Annotated in this window: 26 protein-coding genes; 15 read left to right on the top strand and 11 right to left on the bottom strand. The window is 52.5% G+C overall.

What is annotated here, in order from left to right; translation table 11 throughout:
- The 5 genes from sapD to pspF all read right to left on the bottom strand — a co-directional run bounded on the left by sapD (position 1) and on the right by pspF (position 5,562).
- A complete protein-coding gene (gene sapD / locus ACERJC_RS07605; protein ID WP_046480997.1) occupies positions 1-993 on the bottom strand; it encodes a peptide ABC transporter ATP-binding protein SapD in 993 nt (330 codons plus the stop codon).
- Positions 993-1,883: a peptide ABC transporter permease SapC gene (gene sapC, locus ACERJC_RS07600; protein WP_152404418.1), complete on the bottom strand. Its 891-nt coding sequence runs from the start codon at positions 1,881-1,883 to the stop codon at positions 993-995. The genes sapD and sapC overlap by 1 nt, the downstream gene beginning before the upstream one ends.
- Entirely contained in the window at positions 1,870-2,835 is a 966-nt protein-coding gene (gene sapB, locus ACERJC_RS07595) for a peptide ABC transporter permease SapB (protein WP_152404421.1), read from the bottom strand. The genes sapC and sapB overlap by 14 nt, the downstream gene beginning before the upstream one ends.
- On the bottom strand, positions 2,832-4,475 hold the full coding sequence (sapA, locus tag ACERJC_RS07590) for an ABC transporter substrate-binding protein SapA (RefSeq protein ID WP_373671395.1): 1,644 nt from the start codon (positions 4,473-4,475) through the stop codon (positions 2,832-2,834). Before sapA ends, sapB begins: the two co-directional genes overlap by 4 nt.
- Before the next feature lie 112 nt (positions 4,476-4,587).
- Positions 4,588-5,562, bottom strand: a complete 975-nt coding sequence (gene pspF, locus ACERJC_RS07585; RefSeq protein WP_373671394.1) for a phage shock protein operon transcriptional activator — start codon at positions 5,560-5,562, stop codon at positions 4,588-4,590.
- 168 nt (positions 5,563-5,730) lie between these two features.
- Here pspF and pspA point away from each other — a divergent pair, with 168 nt between their 5' ends.
- The 15 genes from pspA to ACERJC_RS07510 all read left to right on the top strand — a co-directional run bounded on the left by pspA (position 5,731) and on the right by ACERJC_RS07510 (position 20,145).
- Positions 5,731-6,399 carry a phage shock protein PspA gene (gene pspA, locus ACERJC_RS07580; RefSeq protein WP_371896379.1) on the top strand — a complete coding sequence of 223 codons (669 nt, stop codon included), beginning with the start codon at positions 5,731-5,733 and terminating at the stop codon, positions 6,397-6,399.
- Between the two features lie 54 nt (positions 6,400-6,453).
- Complete coding sequence (gene pspB, locus ACERJC_RS07575) at positions 6,454-6,678, top strand: envelope stress response membrane protein PspB (protein ID WP_042318763.1); 225 nt, start codon at positions 6,454-6,456, stop codon at positions 6,676-6,678.
- Positions 6,678-7,037, top strand: a complete 360-nt coding sequence (gene pspC / locus ACERJC_RS07570; protein WP_046480991.1) for an envelope stress response membrane protein PspC — start codon at positions 6,678-6,680, stop codon at positions 7,035-7,037. Before pspB ends, pspC begins: the two co-directional genes overlap by 1 nt.
- 19 nt (positions 7,038-7,056) lie before the next feature.
- Positions 7,057-7,281, top strand: a complete 225-nt coding sequence (gene pspD / locus ACERJC_RS07565; RefSeq protein WP_152404430.1) for a phage shock protein PspD — start codon at positions 7,057-7,059, stop codon at positions 7,279-7,281.
- A gap of 188 nt (positions 7,282-7,469) precedes the next feature.
- Entirely contained in the window at positions 7,470-9,152 is a 1,683-nt protein-coding gene (locus ACERJC_RS07560) for a sugar phosphorylase (protein WP_373671393.1), read from the top strand.
- A gap of 13 nt (positions 9,153-9,165) precedes the next feature.
- Positions 9,166-10,458 carry an ABC transporter substrate-binding protein gene (locus tag ACERJC_RS07555; RefSeq protein WP_373671392.1) on the top strand — a complete coding sequence of 431 codons (1,293 nt, stop codon included), beginning with the start codon at positions 9,166-9,168 and terminating at the stop codon, positions 10,456-10,458.
- 20 nt (positions 10,459-10,478) lie between these two features.
- On the top strand, positions 10,479-11,360 hold the full coding sequence (locus ACERJC_RS07550) for a carbohydrate ABC transporter permease (RefSeq protein WP_373671391.1): 882 nt from the start codon (positions 10,479-10,481) through the stop codon (positions 11,358-11,360).
- Positions 11,347-12,189: a carbohydrate ABC transporter permease gene (locus ACERJC_RS07545; RefSeq protein ID WP_373671390.1), complete on the top strand. Its 843-nt coding sequence runs from the start codon at positions 11,347-11,349 to the stop codon at positions 12,187-12,189. The genes ACERJC_RS07550 and ACERJC_RS07545 overlap by 14 nt, the downstream gene beginning before the upstream one ends.
- Positions 12,190-12,217: 28 nt before the next feature.
- Positions 12,218-13,270: a D-guloside 3-dehydrogenase gene (gene ycjQ / locus ACERJC_RS07540; RefSeq protein ID WP_373671389.1), complete on the top strand. Its 1,053-nt coding sequence runs from the start codon at positions 12,218-12,220 to the stop codon at positions 13,268-13,270.
- A 19-nt stretch (positions 13,271-13,289) separates the two neighbouring features.
- On the top strand, positions 13,290-14,078 hold the full coding sequence (ycjR, locus tag ACERJC_RS07535; RefSeq protein WP_373671388.1) for a 3-dehydro-D-guloside 4-epimerase: 789 nt from the start codon (positions 13,290-13,292) through the stop codon (positions 14,076-14,078).
- Between the two features lie 9 nt (positions 14,079-14,087).
- Positions 14,088-15,143 carry a D-glucoside 3-dehydrogenase gene (ycjS, locus tag ACERJC_RS07530; protein ID WP_373671387.1) on the top strand — a complete coding sequence of 352 codons (1,056 nt, stop codon included), beginning with the start codon at positions 14,088-14,090 and terminating at the stop codon, positions 15,141-15,143.
- The gene (locus ACERJC_RS07525; protein ID WP_373671386.1) at positions 15,140-17,416 is read left to right on the top strand and encodes a glycoside hydrolase family 65 protein; all 2,277 of its coding nucleotides are present in this window, start codon (positions 15,140-15,142) and stop codon (positions 17,414-17,416) included. Before ycjS ends, ACERJC_RS07525 begins: the two co-directional genes overlap by 4 nt.
- Positions 17,413-18,075 carry a beta-phosphoglucomutase gene (pgmB, locus tag ACERJC_RS07520; protein ID WP_373671385.1) on the top strand — a complete coding sequence of 221 codons (663 nt, stop codon included), beginning with the start codon at positions 17,413-17,415 and terminating at the stop codon, positions 18,073-18,075. The genes ACERJC_RS07525 and pgmB overlap by 4 nt, the downstream gene beginning before the upstream one ends.
- Positions 18,076-18,085: 10 nt before the next feature.
- Positions 18,086-19,168, top strand: a complete 1,083-nt coding sequence (locus tag ACERJC_RS07515) for an ABC transporter ATP-binding protein (RefSeq protein ID WP_373671384.1) — start codon at positions 18,086-18,088, stop codon at positions 19,166-19,168.
- A 71-nt stretch (positions 19,169-19,239) separates the two neighbouring features.
- Positions 19,240-20,145, top strand: a complete 906-nt coding sequence (locus tag ACERJC_RS07510) for an OmpG family monomeric porin (protein ID WP_373671383.1) — start codon at positions 19,240-19,242, stop codon at positions 20,143-20,145.
- Positions 20,146-20,176: 31 nt separating this feature from the next.
- Here ACERJC_RS07510 and ACERJC_RS07505 read toward each other — a convergent pair whose 3' ends face one another.
- The 6 genes from ACERJC_RS07505 to eitA form a co-directional block, all read right to left on the bottom strand.
- Positions 20,177-21,187, bottom strand: a complete 1,011-nt coding sequence (locus ACERJC_RS07505) for a LacI family DNA-binding transcriptional regulator (protein ID WP_373671688.1) — start codon at positions 21,185-21,187, stop codon at positions 20,177-20,179.
- A 107-nt stretch (positions 21,188-21,294) separates the two neighbouring features.
- Positions 21,295-21,564: a hypothetical protein gene (locus tag ACERJC_RS07500; protein WP_373671382.1), complete on the bottom strand. Its 270-nt coding sequence runs from the start codon at positions 21,562-21,564 to the stop codon at positions 21,295-21,297.
- A gap of 109 nt (positions 21,565-21,673) precedes the next feature.
- Positions 21,674-22,927, bottom strand: coding sequence for an MDR family MFS transporter (locus ACERJC_RS07495; RefSeq protein WP_373671381.1), 1,254 nt, complete (start codon positions 22,925-22,927; stop codon positions 21,674-21,676).
- Between the two features lie 9 nt (positions 22,928-22,936).
- On the bottom strand, positions 22,937-23,698 hold the full coding sequence (eitC, locus tag ACERJC_RS07490) for a siderophore ABC transporter ATP-binding protein EitC (protein ID WP_178825632.1): 762 nt from the start codon (positions 23,696-23,698) through the stop codon (positions 22,937-22,939).
- Positions 23,698-24,735, bottom strand: a complete 1,038-nt coding sequence (locus tag ACERJC_RS07485; RefSeq protein WP_373671380.1) for a FecCD family ABC transporter permease — start codon at positions 24,733-24,735, stop codon at positions 23,698-23,700. The genes eitC and ACERJC_RS07485 overlap by 1 nt, the downstream gene beginning before the upstream one ends.
- Positions 24,735-25,733, bottom strand: a complete 999-nt coding sequence (gene eitA / locus ACERJC_RS07480; RefSeq protein WP_373671379.1) for a siderophore ABC transporter substrate-binding protein EitA — start codon at positions 25,731-25,733, stop codon at positions 24,735-24,737. Before eitA ends, ACERJC_RS07485 begins: the two co-directional genes overlap by 1 nt.
- Between the last annotated feature and the right edge of the window lie 154 nt (positions 25,734-25,887).

Raw genomic sequence — 25,887 nt, 5'->3', positions numbered from 1 at the left:
TCACTCTCTCTCCATGTTTAGCGGGAAATGACAGGCGTAGAGATGGTTTTTCACCCCGGTCAGACGCGGCGTTTCAATACATTCACGCTGTGCATAGGGACAGCGCGGCCCCAGACGGCAGCCGATCGGCAATTGTTCCAGCAACGGTATGGCTCCGGGCATCGTGTTAAGTCGACTCTTGTGCGGCATGGCGCTACCAAAGTCGGGAATGGCGCGAATCAGCGCCTGCGTGTACGGATGATGCGGCGTTGTCACCAGCTCTTTGCTCAGTGCCGTTTCCACCGTCTGACCACAGTACAGCACGTTAATTTTATCTGCCCACTGGCTAAGCATTTGCAGGTCATGGCTGATCAGCAGAATAGTGGTATTGCTGTTCTGATTCAGTCGCGTCAGCAAACGGAAGATCTGTGCCTGGGTGGTCGGTTCCATCGCGTTGGTCGGTTCGTCCGCAATCAGCAGTCGCGGCTGATTCGCCAGCGCGATGGCGATCATCACCTTCTGGCATTCACCGTCGGTCAGTTCATAAGGGAAACTGCGCATCGCGTCTTTATGATCTTTAATCCCCACGCGGTGCAGCAGTTCAATGGCGCGACGTTTGCGCCAGCCAATACGCTGCCACCAGCGGCCTTTATAGGTCCAGGCCGGAATGTTTTGCATCAACTGGCGACCCACACGCTCGGAGGGATCCAGACACGACTGCGGCTCCTGGAAGATCATTGAGACGTTATGTCCCACCAGTTTGCGTCGTTCGCGCGGCGAAAGGCGCAGCAGGTCGATATCGTCAAAACGCATCCGGTCGGCGGTGACGCGCCAGTTGTCTTTGGCTACGCCGCAGATGGCTTTGGCAATCAGGCTTTTACCCGAACCTGATTCACCCACCAGCCCGCGAATCTCACCTTCGCTTAAAGTCATGCTGACGCGATCGACGGCTTTGACCCACTCTTCGCCGGCTTTAAATTCAATCGTCAGGTTGCGGATATCCAGTAACGGCATTATTCCACCCCCGCAATGATGGCGCGGCGAATGCCGTCACCCAGCAGGTTGACCAGCAGAACGCTTATCATGATTGCCGCACCGGGCAGCATCACCGTCCACGGCGCAACGTAAATCAACTCCAGCGCATCGCCCAGCATGGCCCCCCATTCCGGAGAGGGGAGTTGTGCGCCAAGATCGAGAAAACCCAGCGCGGCGATGTCGAGGATCGCCATTGACAATGCGCGGGTGATTTCAGTGATAAGACCCGCGGTAATGTTGGGCAGAATGGCAAACCAGAGGATGTTGAGCGTCGAGGCACCATCAAGACGTGCCGCGATAACGTACTCTTTTTCCAGCTCGTCATGCACCATACTGTAGACCGAGCGCACCATGCGCGGCAGCAGCGCCAGCCAGACGGCAAACATGGCATGGGTTAAATGCGGCCCGGCGAAGGCGACGACGATAATCGCCAGCAGCAGAGACGGAATCGACAGCAGCGTATCAAGAATATGGTTAAGCACGGCGGAACGCAGACCGTGCGTCGCCCCCGCGACAACACCCAGCAGCAGTCCGCACAGCGTCGCGGCGAGCGTAACGACAAACGCGCCGCCTACCGTAGGGGCGGCGCCGCTAAGCAGGCGACTCAGGACATCACGTCCCAGATCGTCGGTACCAAGGAAAAAGGAAACTTCGCCATAGCGTGACCAGGACGGCGGCAGCAACTGATAGCCGAGGAACTGCTGATCGATGCCATACGGCGCAAACCAGTTGCCAAACACGCATAGCACCACCAGTCCCGCACATCCGTACAGGCCGACCATTGCCGTGGTATCGCCATAAAATTTGCGCCATGCGGTGCGTAGCGTACCTGGCGGGCGCTTTTCGCTATAAACGCTATCGTAAGGCATACCATTCCTTATGTTTCAGAGGGTTAGCCATAGCACCCAAAATATCAGAAATCACGTTAACGATGATGACCAGCGAACCAATCACCATTACGCCGGCGGAAATCGCGGCGTAATCCTGCTGGCGGATGGCGTTGATCAGCCAGCGGCCCAGCCCGGGCCAGCTAAAGACCATTTCAGTAATCATCGCCAGCGTCAGCATGGTTGAAAACTGCAGGCCAAGACGAGGGATCACTGGCGGTAAGGCGTTATGCAACACATGGCGGCGCAGGATCGTAAACCGTGACAGACCGCGCGTGGCCGCGGCTTTAACGTAGTTCTGATCGAACACCTCGATGGTACTGATGCGCATCAGGCGAATCACTTCGGTGGTCGGCGCGACGGCCAGCGTCAGCACCGGCAATACCATATGACGCACGGCGCTCATCACCATTTCATCACGCCAGGGGGAGTCAGAGATCCAGGCGTCGATAATAGCGAGACCCGTGACCGGTTTAACTTCGTACAACAGATCGAAGCGGCCTGACACCGGCAGCCAGCCGAGGTTCAGCGAAAAGAAAAGGGTCAGCAGGAGCGCCAGCCAGAATACGGGGATTGAAAAACCGAGCAGGGCGAGGGCGCTGATCAGGCGATCCTGCCACTTGTTGCGGGTGATCCCCGCCAGCATGCCCACCGGAATCCCCACCATTAGCGCAAAGCCAAACGCCAACGTGCACAGCTCCATGGTGGCCGGGAACACCTCTTTAAGCTGCTCAGAGATGAGCTGTCCGTTGATGCTGGAGACACCAAAATCCCAGTGAATGAGGCCATTGAACCAGAACACCCACGCATTCCACAGCGATGCCCCCTGAAGCGGCGCATGCGGTGTAAAATAGCTGAGGCTGAAGCCAATAAAGGTCAGAAAAAACAGGGTGACCAACAGCAACAGAAAACGACGCAGGGTGAAGATAATCATGGCTTTTTCACCTCATCGTTTTTTTCGCGCGACACGCCGGCGAAAGAGGCGTTACCAAAAGGACTCAACACCAGACCTTTAATGTCATATCGATAGGCCTGCAAACGCAGCGACGAGGCAAGCGGCAGGATCGGCAACTCTTTGGCGAGAATGTTCTGCGCTTCATCATACGCATCAATACGCGCGGAAAGCTGCTGAGAAGAGAGCGCCTTGCGCAGCACGTTGTCGAATTCAGGATCGCACCAGTGGGCGAAGTTGGTTTGCGAATTGATGGCCGCGCAGCTGAGTAACGGGCGGAAGAAACTGTCCGGATCGTTACTGTCGGTTGCCCATCCGGACAACGTCAGATCATGGTTCATGTCCATCAACCGCGCCTCCTGGAAACGACCTTCAACCGGTACAATCACCACTTTCACCCCAACCTGAGCCATATCCGCCTGGATCAGCTCAGCCGTTTTCAGCGGGCTGGGGTTCCACGCCTGTGAACTGGTCGGCACCCACAGCCGCAGCGTCAGATTCTCCAGCCCCAGCGCCTTAAGCTGCTCGCGGGATTTGGCCGGATTGTATTCTGTTATTTTAGCCTCGTTGTCATACGCCCACGAGGCGCGAGGTAAAATAGAGGCTGCCGTTTCTGCCGTGCCGTAATAGATGGACTGCATCAGACGCTGGTTATTGATTGCCAGCGCCAGCGCGTGGCGAACCGCCGGGTTATTCAGCGGGGGTTTGTCAGTGTTAAACGCCAGGTAAGCGATATTCATCCCTGGACGCAGCGTCAAACGCAGGCGCGGGTCGTCACGCAGGATAGTCAACTGGCTGGCGGCAGGCCAGGCCAGCACATCACATTCACCGGTGAGCAGTTTTGATAAGCGTCCGGTTCCGCCAGAGCCCAAATCCACCACCACCTGTGGCATCAACGGTTTACCCCGCCAGAATTGTTCATGCCGTTGCAGGCGAATGTACTGTCCGGCGCGATACTCTGAAAGCTGGAACGGACCGGTACCGACCGGTTGGCGGTCAAGCTGTTCCTGGCGATCCTGCTTTGCCAGTTGCCCGGCATATTCAGCCGACATCACGGACGCATAGTGGGTTGCCAGGTGCCATAAGAAAGAGGCGTCCGGTTTCGTCAGCCGAAATTCCACCGTGTTGTTGTCAAGCTTACGCACGCTCTGCACGTTATCGGCAAACTGCAGGCTGTCGAAATAGGGGAAATTGCCGCCGTTGACGTTATGCCACGGATGGTTGCGATCAAAGATGCGCTGAAAGGTAAAGACCACGTCGTCGGCATTCAGCTTGCGGGAGGGGGTAAACCAGGCCGTTTTTTGAAACGCCACGTCGCGACGCAGGTGGAAGCGGTAGGTTGCGCCGTTATCCAGCACCTCCCAGCTTTCTGCCAGTTCCGGGACCAGACGATAGGTGTAGGGATCGACATCCAGCAGCCGGTCATAGAGCTGGGCGGCGAGGGTGTCAACGATCAGCCCGCTGCTCACTTTCTGCGGATTAAAGGTGTTGACCTGCCCACTCACGCAATAGACAAAGCCACTGTCGCGGATATCTTCACGCGGGGCGGTTTCAGGCGCAGCAGTAGCCTGACCACTCAGAAGTCCAGCCATCACTACCAGAGACGATAAAACCAGGCGCATAATTTTTAAGGTTTTTAGGTACGATTTGCAAAGTGTATCGCACTATCGCCCGCCAGGTACAAATGTCTGCGGGCAACTGGCGCAAATATGCGCAATCAGGGGGTGGCAAGCGCTAAATCTGATGTTTTTTGAGCAGTGCGCGCAACTGGTGATAGGTCAGTCCCAGCAATTGTGCCGCCCGCTTCTGGTTGAATTTTGCCTGTTGCAGACTCGTTTGCAGTAACGTTTTCTCCTGCTGTTGCTGAAACTCGCGTAAATCGAGGGGAAGTGAGGGGCCCGTTGTCGCGGCTTCTGCGACGGGGAGCGTTGGCACGTGACGCTGAAACGGATCGATCACAATCTCATCAAGCGGCGACTCGCTGGTGCCATGTCGGTATACCGAACGCTCAACCACATTTTTTAATTCACGGATATTCCCCGGCCAGCCGTAGTTCAGCAGCGCTTCTCTGGCATGTGGCGTAAATCCGGGAAACAGCGGCAGGCGAATTTCACGACACATCTGAATGGCAAAGTGTTCTGCCATGAGCATGATATCAGCCTGACGTTCGCGCAGCGGCGGCAGTTGCACCACGTCGAACGCGAGACGGTCAAGGAGATCCGCGCGGAAGGTGCCTTCATTGACCATCGCCGGAAGATCCGCATTGGTGGCGCAAACCAGACGCACGTTCACCTGCAACGGTTGGCTACCGCCGACGCGCTCCAGTTCGCCATATTCAATCACTCTGAGCAGTTTTTCCTGCACCAGCATTGGCGCGGTAGCAAGTTCATCCAGAAACAGCGTGCCGCCGTCGGCCCGTTCAAAGCGCCCCGGATGACGTTTTTGCGCACCGGTAAACGCGCCGGCTTCATGACCGAACAGTTCGCTGTCGAGCAGGTTTTCATTCAGCGCCGCGCAGTTGAGCGAAATAAACGGTCCCTGCCAGCGAGAGGAGAGATAATGCAGGCGGTTGGCAATCAGTTCTTTACCGGTTCCGCGCTCGCCGATGATCAGTACCGGCTTGTCCAGCGGCGCAAGGCGGGAAACCTGCTCCAGCACTTCCAGAAAACTGTTGGCTTCCCCTAACAGATTATCTTTGTATTCAGCCATGATGAATTTCGCCACATGTTAGTGTATTTAACCACTTTACCTTGTTTTTCTGTCGAGGTAAAACGGTGCATCGCAAGCAAAATCAAAGAATTAAAAAGTTGGCACGCAGATTGTATTAGAGAGTCAGCAGGGCATCGCCCGACATCAGAAAAATGTGAGGATAGAATTATGGGTATTTTTTCTCGTTTCGCCGACATCGTGAATGCCAACATCAACGCACTGCTTGAGAAAGCGGAAGATCCGCAGAAGCTGGTTCGTCTGATGATTCAGGAAATGGAAGATACGCTGGTTGAAGTGCGTTCTAACTCGGCACGTGCGCTGGCGGAAAAGAAACAGTTATCACGTCGAATCGAACAGGCAACGGCTCAGCAAACCGAGTGGCAGGAGAAAGCGGAACTGGCGCTGCGTAAAGAGAAAGACGATCTGGCCCGTGCCGCACTGATCGAAAAACAGAAGCTGACCGATCTGATTGGCAATCTGGAGCATGAAGTGACGCTGGTGGACGACACGCTGACGCGCATGAAGAAAGAGATTGGCGAGCTGGAAAACAAACTCAGCGAAACCCGCGCTCGTCAGCAGGCGCTGACGCTGCGTCATCAGGCGGCGAACTCATCCCGTGACGTGCGTCGTCAACTGGACAGCGGTAAGCTGGATGAAGCGATGGCGCGCTTTGAATCTTTCGAGCGTCGCATTGACCACATGGAAGCCGAAGCGGAAAGCCACAACTTTGGCAAACAGAAAACGTTGGATCAGCAGTTTGCCGACCTGAAAGCGGATGATGAAATCAGCGAGCAACTGGCACAGCTGAAAGCCAAAATGCAGCAAGACAAGCAATAATAATACCTGGCGGCGCCCGAACGCGCCGCCGCTCATCACCTGTAAGGAGTACTCATGAGCGCGCTATTTCTGGCCATTCCGTTAACCATTTTCGTGCTGTTTGTGTTACCGATTTGGTTATGGCTGCATTACAGCAACCGTTCCAGTCGCGGGGAGTTATCGCAAAGCGAACAGCAACGTTTAGTTCAGTTGACCGACGACGCGCAGCGTATGCGTGAACGTATCCAGGCGCTGGAAGATATTCTTGATGCGGAACATCCGAACTGGAGGGATCGCTAATGGGCGGCATTGATCTGAACAAAAAACTATGGCGCATTCCACAGCAAGGCATGGTGCGGGGCGTCTGCGCGGGGATCGCGCAGTATCTTGATGTGCCGGTAAAACTGGTGCGTATCTTAGTGGTGTTGTCGATCTTCTTCGGGCTGGCTTTTTTCACCCTGGTCGCCTACATCATTCTGGCGTTTGTGCTCGATCCGATGCCGGACAACCTCGCGGCTGGCGAACAGCAACCGTCCAGCGGCGAGCTGTTGGATATCGTCGATAAAGAGCTGGCGGCGGGGGAGAAACGCTTGCGGGAAATGGAACGGTATGTCACCTCGGACACGTTTACCTTACGTAGCCGTTTCCGTCAGTTGTAAGTCATTTAAGAGGGCTGAGATGAGCAATCGCTGGCAACGCGCCGGGCAGAAGGTTAGACCCGGAATGAAAATAGCAGGTAAGCTGGTGCTTCTGACCGCACTGCGCTACGGCCCGGCGGGTGTCGCAGGGTGGGCGGTGAAATCCGTCGCCCGCCGTCCACTGAAAATGCTGCTGGCTCTGGCACTGGAGCCATTTTTAAGCCGCATGGCGGCGAAAATATCAAAACGTTATTCCGGAAGTTAATTTCCGCCGTTTTCCTTTGTAACAATTAAATCACATCTAACTTATTAATTTGCGGCAGCTCACAAAGTCGATTGTTGGGCTGCTGAAATTGTTTTAATTCCTCCTTTAAACCCCTTTCTCTGCATTGACAGTTAATTTTTGCGGGAGTAGTCTCTTTTTTCATGGGACCGCTACCACGGAAAAAATAAGTGAACCAAAAAATTAAGGAATGCCTTAGCAATGTCTACGGCGATACATGGACTGAGCTTCACAATGAGTCATTGAATGCGCGTATTGAATGTGCTCGTAAGCTTATTAATAAAAAGCGTAAGCCGCACTGGGATGAACGTGATGTGGTACTCATTACCTATGCCGATCAATTTCATAGTGAGAACGAAAAGCCGTTGCCGGCATTTAATAAGTTCTGGAAGCGTTGGTTTTCCTCTGTATTTTCACATGTTCATCTTTTACCATTTTATCCCTGGTCATCAGATGACGGGTTTTCCGTCATTGATTACTACCAGGTTGCTCCCGAGACAGGTGAGTGGAATGATATTCTTGATTTAAATATGTCATGCCGTCTGATGTTTGATTTTGTTTGCAATCATATGTCAGCTAAAAGTGGCTGGTTTAACCGCTATTTGCAGCAGGCACCAGGATATGAAAACTTCTTTATTGAGATGGAACCAACAACCGATTTGCATGCGGTAACGCGTCCACGGGCATTACCGTTATTAACGCCATTTACCTTACAGGATAAATCGGTTCGTCATTTATGGACGACATTTAGCGAAGACCAGGTTGATCTCAACTACAGTAATCCGGACGTACTGCTCGCCATGACCGACGTACTGTTGACCTACCTGGAACGCGGAGCTGATTATGTTCGGCTGGACGCCGTTGGCTATATGTGGAAAACACCGGGTACCACCTGTATTCATCTGGAAAAAACACACCAACTGATCAAGTTGTTTCGCGCGATAGCTGATGAGATTGCCCCTGGTACGGTCATCATTACTGAGACTAATGTCCCGCACAAAGACAATGTTTCCTATCTGGGAAATGGGCACGACGAAGCACACATGGTTTATCAGTTTTCTCTGCCACCACTTGTCCTGCACACCCTACATCGCCAGGATTGTCGGGCATTGTGCCAATGGGCACAGTCGTTAACATTGCCCTCGAATGATACGACCTGGTTTAATTTTTTGGCCTCGCATGATGGCATTGGACTGAATCCTCTGCGCGGATTGCTGGCGGAAGAAGATATTCTGACACTGGTGACAGTCCTGCAAAAAGAAGGGGCGCTGGTGAACTGGAAAAATAATTCAGATGGCACCCGGAGTCCATATGAATTAAATGTTACCTGGATGGACGCATTAAGTCATCAGGATGACAGTGACGATGATCGGCTTGCTAAATTTATTCTCACCCATGTCCTCCTGTTAGCCTTCCCCGGCGTTCCGGCTATTTATATTCAAAGTATTTTGGGATCGCGCAATGACTACGAGGGCGTTGAAATACAGGGGTACAATCGGGCCATTAATCGGAAAAAGTATCAACGACAAGCTATTGACGCGGAATTGATGGTTGAAGATTCTCTTCGTCATAATGTTTATCAAATGTTGTCCCGATTAATTATCATTCGCAGAGGCAATAAAGCCTTTCATCCCGAAAGCGCTTTTGACATTTGCAGCCTGACGCCTTCTGTTCTGCGGATTATTCGTTCGGCCGATGAACGTGAAACGATCAATGCATTCTTTAATTTTAGCGATCGCATACAAATCATTGATGCCGGTATTTATACAGGGACTGATTTAATTAGCGGAATTAATGTTTCCGGAGAGACATTAACGCTGCAACCCTGGCAGGCTATGTGGATTAAAAGATAAAAAGGAACATCTGATGCTCAAAACTAAAATAGTGCTGTTATCAGCACTGGTTTCCTGCACCCTGATTTCAGGTTGTAAGGACGACAAATCCGCCCATGTTTCGATTGAGTTTATGCACTCTTCTGTTGAGCAGGAACGTCAGGCCGTCATTTCGAAACTGATTGAACGCTTTGAAAAAGCGAACCCGGAGATCAGCGTGAAACAGGTGCCAGTAGAAGAGGACGCCTACAACACAAAGGTCATCACGCTGGCGAGAAGCGGGTCGTTACCGGAAGTGATAGAAACCAGTCATGACTACGCGAAAGTGATGGATAAGGAATCACTTATCGATCGTGATGCGGTGACCAGAGTGATTCATTCGGTGGGTGAAACGGCGTTCTATGATGGTGTATTGCGCATTGTCCGTACTGAGGATGGACGTTCGTGGACGGGCGTGCCTGTGAGCGCCTGGATCGGCGGTATCTGGTATCGCAAAGATGTACTGGCGAAAGCGGGTCTGGAAGAACCCAAAAACTGGAAAGAATTACTCAACGTCGCGCAAAAACTTAACGATCCCACCAACAAGAAATTTGGCATCGCACTGCCCACGGCAGAGAGTGTGCTTACCGAGCAGTCCTTCTCGCAGTTTGCACTTTCAAATCAGGCCAACGTTTTTGATGCACAGGGAAAAATAACCCTCGACACACCAGAAATGGCCCAGGCGCTGGAATACTACCGTTCGCTTGCAGAAAACACGATGCCGGGGTCTAACGACATCATGGAAGTGAAGGATGCCTTCATGAACGGCACGGCGCCAATGGCGATTTATTCAACCTATATCCTTCCTGCAGTGATCAAAGAAGGCAATCCGCAAAATGTGGGATTCGTGGTCCCGACGGAAAAGAACGCGGCTGTGTACGGCATGCTGACCTCACTCACTATCACTGCGGGTCAAAAGTCTGACGAGACGGAAGCGGCAGAGAAGTTTGTCACTTTCATGGAGCAGGCAGACAACATCGCTGACTGGGTAATGATGTCGCCTGGTGCGGCTCTGCCGGTAAATAAAGCCGTAGTGGAAACCGCCACATGGAAAGATAACGCGGTGATCAAAGCATTAGGAACGCTGCCTGATCAACTCATTGCTGAGTTGCCTCACATCCAGGTGTTTGGAGCGGTTGGCGATAAAAACTTTACCCGCATGGGTGACGTTACCGGTTCCGGCGTGGTGAGTACGATGGTACATAACGTCACGGTCGGGAAAGCCGATCTCTCAGCGACCATCAAGGTAAGCCAGAAGAAACTGGATGACCTTGTTGAGCAGCACTAATGGGGAAGTGGAACGCCGTGATGAACAGGTTCTTTTCAGGTCGCTCTGATCTGCCGTTTGCCATGCTGCTCCTGGCGCCCAGTTTGCTTTTGCTGGGCGGTCTGGTGGTCTGGCCGATGCTATCGAATATTGAAATCAGCTTTATGCGGTTGCCGCTTAATCCGCGAATTGAAGCCACATTTGTCGGCTTGAGCAACTATATCCGCATCTTATCCGATCCCGGATTCTGGCATTCGCTGTGGATGACGGTCTGGTATACGGCACTGGTGGTGCTGGGCAGTACGGTACTCGGACTGGGCGTGGCGATGTTTTTTAATCGCGAATTTCGTCTGCGTAAGACGGCGCGCTCACTGGTGATCCTCTCTTATGTTACGCCGTCCATCTCGCTGGTGTTCGCGTGGAAGTACATGTTTAACAACGGTTATGGCATCGTGAATTATCTCGGGGTCGATCTCCTGCATCTGTTCGATCAAGCACCGCTGTGGTTTGACAACCCCGGCAGCAGCTTTGTTCTGGTGGTGCTGTTCGCCATCTGGCGCTACTTCCCGTATGCCTTCATTTCGTTCCTGGCGATTTTACAAACCATTGATAAATCGCTGTATGAAGCGGCCGAAATGGATGGCGCGAATGTCTGGCAGCGTTTTCGGATCGTTACTCTGCCCGCCATTATGCCCGTGCTGGCAACCGTGATTACGTTACGCACCATCTGGATGTTTTACATGTTCGCCGATGTTTATCTGCTGACCACGAAAGTCGATATTCTCGGTGTGTATCTCTATAAAACAGCATTTGCCTTTAATGACTTAGGAAAAGCCGCCGCAATTTCCGTGGTCCTCTTCGTCATTATTTTCGCTGTCATCCTGCTGACCAGAAAACGGGTGAACCTCAATGGCAACAAATAAGCGCAAGTTAGAACGTTTCGGCTTTTACTGCGGATTAATCGTTTTTTTGGTCATCACGCTGTTTCCTTTTTTTGTGATGCTGATGACGTCGTTCAAGAGTGCTAAAGAGGCGATATCGCTCCATCCCACGTTGTTACCGCAGCACTGGACGCTGGAACACTATATCGACATTTTTAATCCGCTGATTTTTCCCTTTGTCGATTATTTCCGTAACAGCCTGGTGGTGTCCGTCGTCTCGTCGGTGGTGGCTGTTTTTCTTGGCGTGCTCGGTGCCTATGCACTCTCGCGTTTGCGCTTTAAGGGGCGGATGACCATTAATGCCAGTTTCTACACCGTATACATGTTTTCCGGCATTTTGCTGGTGGTGCCGTTGTTCAAAATCATCACGGTGCTGGGCATTTACGACACAGAAATGGCGCTGATCGTCACGATGGTGACCCAGACGTTGCCCACTGCGGTGTTCATGCTGAAAAGCTATTTCGACACGATCCCGGATGAGATAGAAGAGGCGGCGATGATGGACGGTTTGAACCGCCTGCAAATTATCTTTCGTATTACCGTGCCGCTGGCGATGTCCGGGCTGGTGTCGGTGTTTGTCTACTGCTTTATGGTGGCCTGGAACGATTATCTGTTTGCATCAATTTTCCTCTCCAGTGCCAGCAATTTCACTTTACCTGTCGGCCTGAATGCGTTGTTCAGCACGCCTGACTATATCTGGGGACGCATGATGGCGGCGTCACTGGTGACAGCATTGCCGGTCGTCATTATGTATGCGCTTTCGGAACGTTTTATTAAGAGTGGTTTGACCGCCGGTGGCGTGAAGGGCTAAGGCGGCCTGTTTAATCAAGGAGTTGTAAATGAAAAAGTTAGTTGCTACTGCGCCGCGTGTTGCTGCATTGGTGGAGTATGACGAACGCCCGGTACTGGCGAATGAGGTAAAAATACGCGTGCGCTATGGCGCGCCGAAGCACGGTACGGAGGTGGTAGATTTTCGTGCCGCCAGCCCGTTTATCGATGAGGACTTTAACGCTGAGTGGCAGATGTTCATGCCGCGTCCGGAAGGCGCGCCGCGCGGTATCGAATTCGGCAAATTCCAGCTCGGCAATATGGTGGTTGGTGACATTATCGAATGTGGCGGCGATGTTACCGACTACGCCGTAGGGGACAGCGTCTGTGGTTACGGTCCCTTAGCCGAGACGGTCATTATCAACGGCGTGAACAACTATAAACTGCGCAAAATGCCGCAGGGAAGTTCATGGAAGAATGCTGTTTGCTATGACCCGGCCCAGTTCGCGATGAGCGGCGTGCGTGATGCCAATGTACGTGTGGGTGATTTTGTTGTCATCGTCGGGCTCGGGGCTATTGGTCAGATCGCAGTACAACTGGCGAAAAAAGCCGGGGCCTCGGTGGTTATCGGTGTGGATCCTATTGCGCACCGTTGTGATATTGCCCGCCGACATGGCGCAGATTTCTGTTTGAACCCCATGGGGACGGATGTCGGTAAGGAGATCAAAGCGCTCACGGGTAAGCAGGGCGCGGACGTGATTATTGAAACCAGCGGTTTTGCGGATGCGCTGCAATCGGCGTTACGCGGACTGGCCTACGGTGGCACCATCTCTTACGTCGCGTTTGCCAAACCGTTTGCCGAAGGATTTAACCTGGGGCGCGAAGCGCATTTCAATAACGCCAACATTGTTTTCTCGCGCGCCTGCAGCGAACCGAACCCGGACTATCCGCGCTGGAGCCGTAAGCGTATTGAAGAAACCTGCTGGGAACTGCTGATGAACGGTTATCTGAATTGTGAAGATCTCATCGACCCGGTGGTGACCTTTGCCAACAGCCCGGAAAGCTACATGCAGTTTGTCGACAGGCACCCGGAGCAGAGCATCAAAATGGGCGTCACATTTTAATTATCAGGGACGAAAATAGATGAAAATCGGTACACAGAATCAGGCATTTTTTCCGGAAAATATCCTGGAAAAATTCTCTTATATCAAAGCGATGGGTTTTGATGGTTTTGAAATTGATGGCAAATTGCTGGTCAATCATCTCGATGAGGTCAAAGCGGCTATCAAAGAAACAGGTCTGCCGGTGACAACCGCATGCGGCGGCTATGACGGTTGGATAGGTGATTTTATTGAAGAACGTCGTCTTAACGGATTAAAGCAAATTGAACGTATCCTGGAAGCGCTGGCAGAGGTAGGTGGGCAGGGCATTATTGTCCCTGCCGCATGGGGAATGTTTACGTTTCGGCTGCCACCTATGGTCTCACCGCGGAGTCTGGAGGGCGATCGCAAAATGGTCAGCGACTCGCTACGTTATCTCGACAAGGTGGCGGAGCGTACGGGAACAACGGTGTACCTGGAGCCGCTTAACCGCTATCAGGATCACATGATCAACACCCTGGCAGATGCACGTCGCTACATCGTGGAAAACGATCTGAAGCAGGTAAAGATTATCGGCGATTTCTATCACATGAATATCGAAGAAGACGACATGACGAAAGCGCTGCACGACAACCGTGATCTGCTGGGTCATGTGCATATTGCGGATAACCACCGTTATCAGCCGGGTACGGGCACTCTGAATTTCCGCCAGCTGTTTGATCAATTGCGCGACGATAATTATCAGGGTTACGTGGTGTATGAAGGTCGGGTTCGCGCAGAGAACCTGCCTGAAGCCTACCGTCAGTCATTGGCCTGGTTGCGTACCTGCTAAGAGGTTGCCGTGAAAAGTGCAATGACAAGCTCACCGCTGCGCGTCGCCATTATTGGCGCCGGGCAGGTCGCGGATAAGGTTCATGCTTCGTATTACTGCACTCGTGAAGATCTGGAACTGGTGGCTGTCTGTGACAGTCGCCTGTCTCAGGCACAAGCGCTGGCAGAAAAATACGGTCAGGCGCAGGTCTGGGATGATCCGCAGTTGATGCTGCAAACAGTGAAGCCCGACATTGTCAGCGTCTGTTCGCCGAATCGCTTTCACTACGAACACACTCTGCTGGCGCTGAAGGCCGGTTGCCACGTGATGTGTGAAAAACCGCCAGCGATGACGCCGGCGCAGGCGCAGGAGATGCGTGATACCGCTCGTCGCATGGGCAACGTGCTGGCGTATGATTTTCATCATCGATTTGCACTGGATACACAGTTGCTGCGCGAACAGGTCACGGCGGGCGTGCTCGGCGAAATCTACGTGACCAACGCCAGAGCGCTTCGCCGCTGCGGTGTGCCCGGTTGGGGCGTATTCACCAATAAAGCCTTACAGGGCGGTGGACCGCTGATCGATCTTGGCGTTCATATGCTGGATGCGGCGATGTATGTGCTGGGTTTCCCACTGGTGAAGCGAGTGTGGGCGCATAGTTTCCAGAGAATTGGGACACAGAAAAATTGTGGGCAGTTCGGTGAGTGGGATCCTTCGAATTATACCGTTGAGGACTCGCTGTTTGGCACCATTGAGTTTCATAACGGCAGCATACTGCGTCTTGAAACCTCCTTCGCGTTGAATATTCCAGAACAATCCATCATGAATGTGAATTTTTGCGGCGACAAGGCGGGGGCGACACTGTTCCCGGTACGCGTGTATACCGACAGAAATGGCGAACTGGAGATGCTCTTTGAGCAGGAGCAGGCAGATGACCAGCGCCATTTTCGCAGTATGGAGGCGTTCGTGAACCATGTGCAGGGCGCACCGGTCACCATCGCGGATGCCGAACAAGGCGTCGTGATACAGCAGTTAGTGTCGGCGCTTTATCAGTCTGCAGAAACAGGGATGTGCGTGGAGCTATGAGTAAACCAGTCAAATTACCAGAACCGGGTTTTTGCCCGCATCAGATAAATAAATACGCCTCCTTACTGGCGTTGGGCAACGGTTATATGGGGATCCGCGCCAGCCACGAGGAGGCTTATACCCAACAAACGCGTGGTATGTTTCTGGCGGGTTTGTATCATCGGGCGGGCAAAGGCGATATCACCGAGCTGGTGAATCTGCCCGACGTGACAGGAGTCGACATCTTCCTGAACGGCGAGCCTTTCTCTTTACTCAGTGGAACGCTTGAATGCTGGCAGCGTGAAATAGACTTTTCCAGTGGCGAACTGATGCGCTCACTGATCTGGCGCGCACCTGACGGCGCGCGATTTGCCATTGAAAGCCGTCGGTTCTCGTCTGCGGAACAGTTGCCGCTGCTGGCGATGACATTGTCTATTACCCCGCTTGATGGTGATGCCACAATAGCGTTATCCACCGGCATTGACGCGACAATGACCAACCACGGCCGTCAGCATCTGGATGAAAAGCAGGTACGGGTTTTCGGCCAACATCTCTTACAGGGGATCTATACAACTCAGGATGGTCACAGTGATATCTCTGTCTCCACGCACTGTCACATCAACGGGGAAGCACAGTCCTGCTTTACAGCCAAAGAACGGCGGCTTGTACAACATACTCAAGCGCAGGTGAAAGCGGGTGAGCGGTTGACGCTGGAAAAACTGACATGGGTGGAGTGGACAACAGGGCGCGATGTGTCGCTGGAAACATGGGGACGACAGGGACTTCGCCATCTTGAAGCTTGTGCGGCGCAGGGCTACCAGGCGCTGCTGGCGCAATCGGCGGCTAACTGGCAGAACTGGTGGCAACATCGTCGCGTGCAGGTGAGCAGTGTGAACAAGGACGATCAGCGAGCACTGGATTTCGCCCTGTATCATCTGCGGATCATGACGCCTGCCCATGATGAGCGTTGCAGTATCGGCGCGAAAGGGCTGACCGGGGAAGGGTACAAGGGACATGTTTTCTGGGATACCGAAGTGTTCCTGTTACCCCTTCATCTGTTCACTGAACCGACTATAGCCAGGAACTTATTGCGTTACCGTTGGCACAACCTGGCGGGGGCACGTGAAAAGGCGCGCAAGAACGGCTGGCAGGGCGCGCTATTCCCATGGGAAAGTGCGCGTAGCGGAGATGAGGAGACGCCGGAATTCGCCGCCATCAATATTCGTACCGGTTTACGCCAGAAGGTTGCCTCCGCACAGGCGGAACATCATCTGGTGGCCGATATCGCCTGGGCCGTAGTGAATTACTGGCAGGCTACAGGTGATGAGCCATTCATGTCTCGCGAAGGTCTTACGCTGCTGCTGGAGGCAGCGCGTTTCTGGATCAGTCGAACCACTGACGTGAATGGCCGACTTGAAATTTATGATGTGATTGGTCCGGATGAATATACCGAACACGTGAATAATAACGCCTTCACCAATTACATGGCGTATTACAACGTGAGTCAGGCGTTGTATTTTGCTCGCCGGTTTGGCTGCGCAGATGATGCATTTATCCATCGCGCCGAGCACTTTTTGCAGCATCTCTGGCGCCCCGAAGTACAGACTGATGGCATTTTGCCGCAGGATGACTCGTTCCTCAGTAAGCCCGCGATTGACCTGGCAATGTACAAGACAAAGGCCGGAAAGCAAACGATCCTGTTGGATTACTCACGGGCGGAAGTCAATGAGATGCAAATCCTGAAGCAGGCGGATGTGGTGATGCTGATGTATATGCTCCCTGAGTTATTCACACCGGATATTTGTCAGGCCAACCTGGATTTCTATGAACCTCGTACCATTCATGATTCCTCACTGAGTAAAGCCATTCACGGGATTGTGGCGACGCGTTGCAATAATGCAAAGCAGGGTTATCAATTCTGGCGCGATGGCGCACAAATTGACCTTGGTGACGATCCTCACAGTTGTGATGACGGCATCCACGCGGCCGCTACGGGGGCCATCTGGCTGGGGGCCATTCAGGGCTTTGCCGGGGTGAACGTGCGTAACGGCGAGTTGCATCTCAACCCTCTACTGCCCGATAGCTGGCAACAACTTACCTTTCCTCTGCACTGGCAGGGAAGTGAGGTAACAATCACCTTAAACCAACGGAGTGTGCACATCGAGTGCTCGTCGCCGGTGACGCTTTTTCTGAAGGGGACGCCGGTGACGATTGTGGACAAATACAGCGCTTCACTCACTGATTTTATTTTGGCTGCAAATGGGACCGCTACCACACACAAGGAGGATGAATGAAACCCCAGGCAATCGTGTTTGATCTGGATGGTGTGATCACCGATACCGCGCATTTGCACTTTCTTGCCTGGCGGAAAATTGCCAATGAGTTGGGAATTGCCATTGATGACGTGTTCAACGACAGCCTGAAAGGCATCAGCCGCGGAGAATCGCTGTTGCGAATATTGCGCCACGGTGGAAAAGAGGGGGCTTTCACTCAGGCTGAGCGCGATCGGATCGCGGCGCGCAAAAACGCGTGGTATGTCGATTCATTACGGACGCTGACGCCACAAGCGGTACTGCCGGGGATCCGGGAACTGCTTAGCACGTTACGTTCTGAACAGATTAAAACGGGACTGGCGTCGGTTTCACTGAATGCGCCCGCGATTTTACAGGCGCTTCAGTTAACGCCTTATTTCGATTTTTGCGCCGATGCCACACGAATTCAACGCTCAAAACCCGATCCGGAGATTTTTCTGGCGGCGTGCAACGGTCTGCACGTTAGTGCGCAGGCATGCATCGGCGTTGAGGATGCGCAGGCGGGGATTGATGCGATTAACGCCTGCGGAATGCATTCGGTGGGCATTGGTTCCTCCTTAACTGGCGCAGACCTGCTGCTGCCGACAACGGAATTTCTGACGTGGCCGCGCTTATCGGCTTTCTGGCAACTCGACAAGTAAAGGAATCAACATGGCACAGCTTTCGTTGCAGCATATACACAAAATTTATGACAACCAGGTGCATGTGGTTAAAGACTTCAACCTAGAAATTGAAGATAAAGAGTTTATTGTTTTTGTCGGTCCGTCGGGATGCGGAAAATCAACCACACTTCGGATGATTGCGGGTCTGGAGGAGATCAGCGCTGGCGAACTGTTGATCGACGGTAAGCGGATGAATGATGTTCCCGCAAAGGCGCGCAATATTGCGATGGTCTTCCAGAACTATGCGCTGTATCCGCATATGAGTGTCTACGACAACATGGCATTCGGCCTGAAGATGCAAAAGATTGATGCCGGCATCATTGAGGAGCGGGTCAACTGGGCCGCGCAGATCCTCGGTTTACGGGAGTATCTCAAACGTAAACCTGGCGCACTATCGGGCGGTCAACGCCAGCGTGTTGCCCTGGGGCGTGCAATTGTGCGTGAAGCGGGCGTGTTTTTAATGGATGAACCGCTCTCTAACCTCGATGCCAAATTACGTGTCCAGATGCGCGCAGAGATCAGCAAACTGCACCAGAAGCTGAATACCACCATGGTCTACGTCACGCATGATCAGACTGAAGCGATGACGATGGCAACGCGGATTGTGATTATGAAAGACGGCATTGTCCAGCAGGTCGGTGCACCAAAAGTGGTTTACAACCAGCCAGCAAATATGTTCGTTGCGGGTTTTATTGGCTCTCCGGCAATGAATTTTATTCGTGGCGCGATCGACGGAAATAAGTTTGTCACCGAAACACTTAAATTAACCCTCCCGGAAGACAAACTGCGAACAGTAAAAGCGAAGAATTATGAACATAAAGCGGTCGTGATGGGCATCCGCCCGGAGGATATTCATCCCGGAATGCAAGAAGAGAATAGCGTGACAGCAAAAATAAGCGTTGCGGAACTCACTGGCGCAGAATTTATGCTGTACACCACAATTGGGGGGCATGAGTTGGTGGTCCGTGCCGGGTCTGTTAATGACTATTATGCAGGAGAAAATATCACCATCCATTTCGATATGGCGAAATGCCATTTCTTTGACGCAGAGACGGAATTCGCTATTACATAATTACATTGCCCAGGGTGCAAGCCCTGGTTCTAACAAAATTTCATTTTTCTGTCATTTAACAAGGAATAGAAATGAAAACCTTATTGTCCTCTACTGCGCTAATGCTGTGCGCAGCGATATCTTGCGCACAGGCTGCCGAAAAAAATGACTGGCATTTTAACGTTGGCGCCATGTACGAAATTGAAAACGTTGAAGGCTACGGCGACGATATGGATGGCCTTGCCGAACCTTCAGTTTATTTTAATGCGGCAAACGGCCCATGGAGAATTTCGCTGGCCTATTATCAGGAGGGACCGGTTGACTACAGCGCCGGTAAACGCGGCACCTGGTTTGATCGTCCGGAACTGGAAGTACACTATCAGTTCCAGGAAAGTGATGACTTCGGTTTTGGCTTAACCGGTGGTTTTCGTAATTACGGCTATCACTATGTGAATGAAGCGGGTAAAGACACAGCGAATATGCAGCGCTGGAAGGTGCAACCGGACTGGGATATAAAACTCACAGATGGTTTGCGCTTTAGCGGATGGCTTGCGATGTATCAGTTTGTCAACGACCTGAGTACCACCGGTTATTCCGACAGTCGCGTCGAAAGCGAAACGGGCCTGCACTATACCGTTAACGAAACGGTTGGCGTGATCGTAAACTATTACCTCGAACGCGGTTTTAACCTTGCGGAACACCGGAATAACGGTGAATTTTCGACTCAGGAGATCCGCGCGTACTTACCGCTTTCTCTTGGTAATACAACGTTAACACCTTATACGCGCATCGGTCTGGATCGCTGGAGTAACTGGGACTGGCAAGACGATCCTGCGCGTGAAGGTCATGACTTCAACCGCCTCGGATTACAGTATGCATATGATTTCCAGAATGGCCTGTCGATGACGCTGGAATATGCCTACGAGTGGGAAGATCACGACGAAGGTGATAGTGACAGATTTCACTATGCGGGCGTAGGCGTTAACTACGCATTCTGATGATGGCGGGGCGAAGTAGTGCCCCGCTTTTTTATGCAAGCGATCCCGTAAGGGTTATCTGTGTCTTAATGATGATATTTTGCATGCGCTTTTTGCCACGTATTAAGTTAAAAAGCAGGGCGCAACTCTCTTCGCCTAACGCTTGAGTCGGCACATCAATCCCACCGGGGGAAGGGTTTAAAATAAATGACAACATTTCATTACTGTAACCAACCACGGCAAGTTGCTGTGGAATAGCAATATTTAGTTCAGCCGCGGCGCGGTATAAACTCATCAGCTTTAAACTATCAGTGGCAAATACCGCGTCGGGTAATTCTGCGCGTTCCAGTAATTCTCTCGCGGCACATAGCGCGCTATCGTGGGTATAACCCCCGTCAATAATCCATTCTTTGCAAATATCGATGTTATGTGCGTTAAGGCTGGCTTTATAACCATTTACACGATCGACTGAAACATGATATTCAAGCGGCGCATGCAGGCAGGCGATACGGTGATGACCACTGTCAATCAGGGCATCCGTAAGTGCGATACTGTCACGGTAATTATCGGTATCGACCGAGTAAACGTGATTGTATTCCCCTTCAACTTTACCAATCACGACGACCGGAATATCGTATTTATCCAGACGCACGAAGAAAGTTTCATCCGCAGGAGAGCTGAGCATAATAATGCCTTTGATCATCTTCTGCTTAATCTTGCTCTCACACTTTTGCAGATCATCTTCGGTGCTTCGGGATGTTTGCAGGATAACGTCGAAACCTTCCTCCTCTGCCTTTGCGGTGATGGCATGCAAGACTTCAGAGAAGAATGGATTACCCGCAGTCGTTTTAGTCGACCGGGTTGAGATAACCATGATGGCGTCAAACCCGGATGAGGTCAGGGCGCGAGCCAGTTTGTTTGGTTGATACTGCAGTTCATCAATGGCACGCTGCACTTTTTCCAGCGCTTCCGGTGAGATATTGGTTTGCTTATTCAGCACACGTGAGACCGTCGACTTCGACACACCCGCCACGCGAGCGATATCATAAATAGTGGGGGACATGCTCCTGCAACTCCATCGGAGAGTTAATGGCATACATCTTAGGGAGTTAGTCCCCGGTTGACAACATAACGCGATGGATTGTGCGCCGTAGGCAAGAAACGCGCCGGCTATTTTTTCCTGAACAACGCAACCATCGCCGTCGCTATAATCCCGATGAGCGGCATGACGCCCGCACCGGCTAAAAAGTTTTGCTGATCGATCTGTTTTTCCTTGCGGATATCTGCAAAACGGGCAAGCGCCTGTTCTTCATCTGCGGCATTGATCTCTTCAAATTGCTTCTCGTAGCCCTGCTCAGTCAGCCGCAATGCGGTTTTCGCGTCGGATCGTTTCACTGTTCTGGTGTGCTGCCCTTTTTGATAAAAACAGAACTCTGGCATAGGGTGCTCCTGACGAAGGGAGAGGGAGTAACGACTATAGCCTCCCAGGAATAATGCCAGCAATAGTGCACTGATTTTATGATCGTTCGTTTGGTGATTTTCCCGCCGTTCAGGTTTTAGCGACTCGCGCTGTGCGTAGCGGACGGCAAATCAGCACCAGGGCCGCAGCGCTACAGAGCGGAAACAACGCCAGTAAAAGCCAGGGATAAATCGCTTGTGTTGACGGAACAAGCGCATTGTCCAGTAAACGACCAAGCAGCAAATTACCCGCCAGCACTGCGCATCCCCCTGCGGTGGAGAGCGCACCATAGTGTGCGCCCAGCGTCGATTCATTGGCGAACTGAGGGATTACATCCTTTGCCGACGGTACCAGCAGCATCTGGCCCAGTGTTAATAGCGTGACCAGACAGACTGACGGTATTAACCGTAATCCTCCCTGCGGCGGTTCTGTCGCGGCAAAAAAGGCCACACTCGCAAACGCGGCGGAAAGCAACAAAAAACCCACAGGCAGTATCCTGACGGCACCAACCCGTCTCGCGACACGCGCGAGCGGAAGCTGAAATAAAATAATCAGTACCGAGGCCAGCATAAAGAGTGGACCGAGGTCCTTTTCACTGCCACCCGCACGCTGGAGCTCCACCGGCAAAGCCAGGTAGAGTTGGTTGTAGCTCAACAACCACGAACTGTAGGCGATGATAAAGGCAACGAAGCGAGGCTGACGAAAGGTCGTCCACCAGGGGAGAATGTTGAGCGTCTGTTTGTTGTGGTCAGAGGCAGGCAGGAAGAAGTAGAGAACGATTAACGCGATAAGAAACACACCGGCCCCAGCCAGCGCGATCTGTCGAAAACCGATCCCCGTCATCAGCGCACCCATCGCCGGGCCGAGTACCGCGCCAAGCTCCCCACAAACCGCAAACAGGGCGAACCATTCCGCACGGCTGCGCTTTCCGCGGGCTTCGCTTTGCGTGCCTGCTTTTGCCAGCAAGGCTTCAATTGACGGGGAGAACAGCGCCCCGCCGATTCCCGTCAGACACGCGCCCAGAATGATGGGGCCCAGCGATTGTCCATAGGCCAGAAGCAGATAGCCCAGGACGCGAACCATACAGCCGAAGAGGATGACAATTTTTGCCCCGAAACGATCGGAGAGGGCGCCGCCGACAATAAACATTCCTTGCTGTGAGAAGGTGCGCAATCCCAGCACCAGCCCAATAAGTCCACCAGAGAGCAGCATATCGTCACGCAGAAAGAGGGCGAGAAAAGGCACGACCGCGTAAAAACCGATATTAAAGGCAAACTGGCTGCCCAGCAGAACAGGCGGGCGGAGGGTTGTGGCTGGTCGCAGGGACCACGCAGAGAGACGCATTACACGGCCTTACACCAGGAAATGGATATGTTTTTTGCCATGGAAAGGCGAGATTTCGATTCGGGTCTTAACCCGGAAAACGTCCCAAAGCAGTTCCTCGCTCAGAATGTCCTGCGGCGTTCCCGTTGCCACAATCTGCCCGCGTTGCATAACCATCAGCGAGTCACAGAACATAGACGCATGGTTGAGATCGTGGATAGCCACAATGCTGGTCACTGGCAGCTCACTGATCAGATGCATTAATTGCATTTGATGGTGAATATCCAGGTGGTTGGTGGGTTCGTCCAGTAGAATTTCGGTGGGGGCTTGCGCCAGCGCACGGGCGATATGTACCCGCTGGCGTTCACCGCCGGATAAACTGAGCCAGCCTTGTTCGCATTTTTCCAGCATATCAACCCGCTGTAAGGCCGCGTTGACCGTTTCGTCGTCGTGCGCGCTCCAGTTAGAGAAGGGGGAGTGATGGGGAATGCGGCCAAGTTTTACGACATCACGCACGCGCATGTTTGCATCGGTCATGCCGTGTTGTTCAACGAAAGCTACCCGACGGGCAAGTTGCTTTTTGGGTATACGGGATAGGTTTTTGCCGTCCAGCGTCACGTTGCCGATATCGGGACGACGTAATCCTGCCAGGATGCGTAAAAGTGATGATTTCCCACAACCGTTTGGCCCAAGTAATCCAACGGTCTTACCGGGCGCGACGTTGAGCGAGACATTGTTGACGATGACCTTTTTACCGACTTTCCAGGTCACATTTTCAGCGGCAATACTCATCACTTATTCCTTGAGCGGTAAATGATCACGGCAAAGAAGGGGACACCGACCAGGGCGGTTACCACGCCAACCGGCAAACTTTGCGGCGCTATCAATAAACGCGACGCGATATCCGCCAGCACCATCAGGATCGCGCCAGCAAGTGCGCTGGCAATAAGCAATGTGCGATGCAACGGCCCAAAGAAGAAGCGCATGACATGTGGAACCACCAGCCCTACAAAACCAATTGAGCCAGCCATGCTGACGATAGTGGCGGTGATGAACGCGGTGGTGGTGAAAAGGGCAAGACGTACCCAGGGAACAGCAATCCCCAAAGACGCGGCGGCATCATCGCCAAAGGTAAAGGCATCCAGCGCACGCGAATAGTAAAGGCATATTGCCAGTCCGGTCAGTACCACAATCAACGCTAACTGGAACTCAGGCCAGCGTACGCCGCTGAAACTGCCCAGCAGCCAGAACATCACGTCGCGAGCCTGTTGCGCGCTAGCGGAGGTGCTGATGGTATAAGCCGTGATGGCATTGAAGAGCTGGGAAGCCGCCACGCCAGCCAGAATAGTTCGTTCGTTACCCCCTCGCGCGCCGTTTGTCAGAAAGGCGACAAAGGCAAAGGCTGCAAATGCCCCGGCAAATGCGCCAGCAGAGAGGGAGACCGCGCCCGTACCAATCCCCAAAACAACAACGGAAACCGCACCGGTTGATGCGCCCGCAGATACACCTAACACATAGGGTTCCGCCAGTGCATTCTTCAACAGACTTTGCAGTACTGCACCACAGATTGCGAGACCCGCCCCACAGCATGCCGCGACCAGCGCGCGGCTCAGGCGAAAGTCCCAAATCACACTTTCATAGATGCGGTTGAGCGGGATATCGGTGAGTCCCATTCTGTTGCTGATGGCGTAGAAAACGTCCCGCAGCGGGATAGACAACTCACCCACGCTGACCCCAGTGGCAATCGTGAGAAACAAAAGCAGGATAGCGAGTAAACATGAGCTGGTAAGAAGCAGACCCTGTCGTGTCTGAAGTACCGCAGATGTCATCAGTTCAGCCCCAGTTTTCTGAGCTGCTCGCCAACCTGTTCAGCACCGTAAAGGGTGCGGATAGTCGGGTTCATCGCCTGACCGTCCATAACCACAATATGGCCTTTTTTCACGGCGTCTAACTGACTGACGGCAGGATCGCTTTTCAGGAATTTGATTTTCTCTTCAGCGTTATCAAGCGCCCAGCGGTTGCGGTCAAGGCTGGATACCACAATGACGTCCGGGTTGGCTGCGATAACGCTTTCCCAACTCACCGTCGGCCATTCTGTCTCAGAGGTGATGGCGTTGTGTCCACCCAGCACGTTGGCAATGAACCCGGAAGCACTGTTTTTACCGCCGACGTAAGCATCGGCAGAAGGGGATGCGCTGGAGAACCAAAAGACAAAAGAGAGATCTTTCTTGCTGTTACCGAACTCCTGGCGGAGATCGGCTTCACGCTTTTTAAAATCGGCAATAACAGCCTGACCTCTGTCTTCCACATTGAAAATTTTCGCGAAATCTTCAATTTCTTTATAGAGATAGGTCATATCCCACAGGGTCTGACGACTGCCATATAAATCGCCGGCCGCTTTCTTTGTGGCGCACATGCCTGGCGATAAATAGCTGTTTACGCCGACGGTAAGCAAATCTTCACGTTTTGCTACCTTACTTTCTGGCCCTAATAACAAAGGTAACTGTGCGGGAACGAAATCCGGGTTTTGCGCAAGGATGGATTCAAGAGTGGGAATTTCTACCGTGAGCGTTTTGATTTTGGCATTTTGTTCAGCCAACTGAGGCAGCACTTTGGTCGGCCAGAAGGCACTGGCTTTCACGTTATTCTGCAAACCTAACAGCAGCAGAATCTCAACGGTATTCTGCCCGAGAGCCACGACGCGTTCTGGCGCTTTGGTGAACGTTTCAGTGTATCCACAGTTCTCCAGAGTCAGTGGATAGGTCGTTGCCTGAGCAGCACTGACGGATGCGAACACCATGCCGAATGCGCAAATGACTTTTTTCATTAACCGCTACCCTTCATTCAAATTATTATTAATGCAAATGAAACTCATTATTGAAGCGGGGTTTTATACAATGCAATATATTTGGTGTCAATGGGAGACATTGTCTGGCGCGGGATGAACAGGGGGACGGATAAGAATCGGGTAGAGAAATAAA

Origin of the sequence: Citrobacter telavivensis (assembly GCF_041807075.1) — a bacterium.
Classification (GTDB): Bacteria; Pseudomonadota; Gammaproteobacteria; order Enterobacterales; family Enterobacteriaceae; genus Citrobacter_A; species Citrobacter_A telavivensis.
The sequence above is the reverse complement of the archived record's forward strand: the minus strand, read 5'-3'. Positions and strand labels throughout refer to the sequence as shown.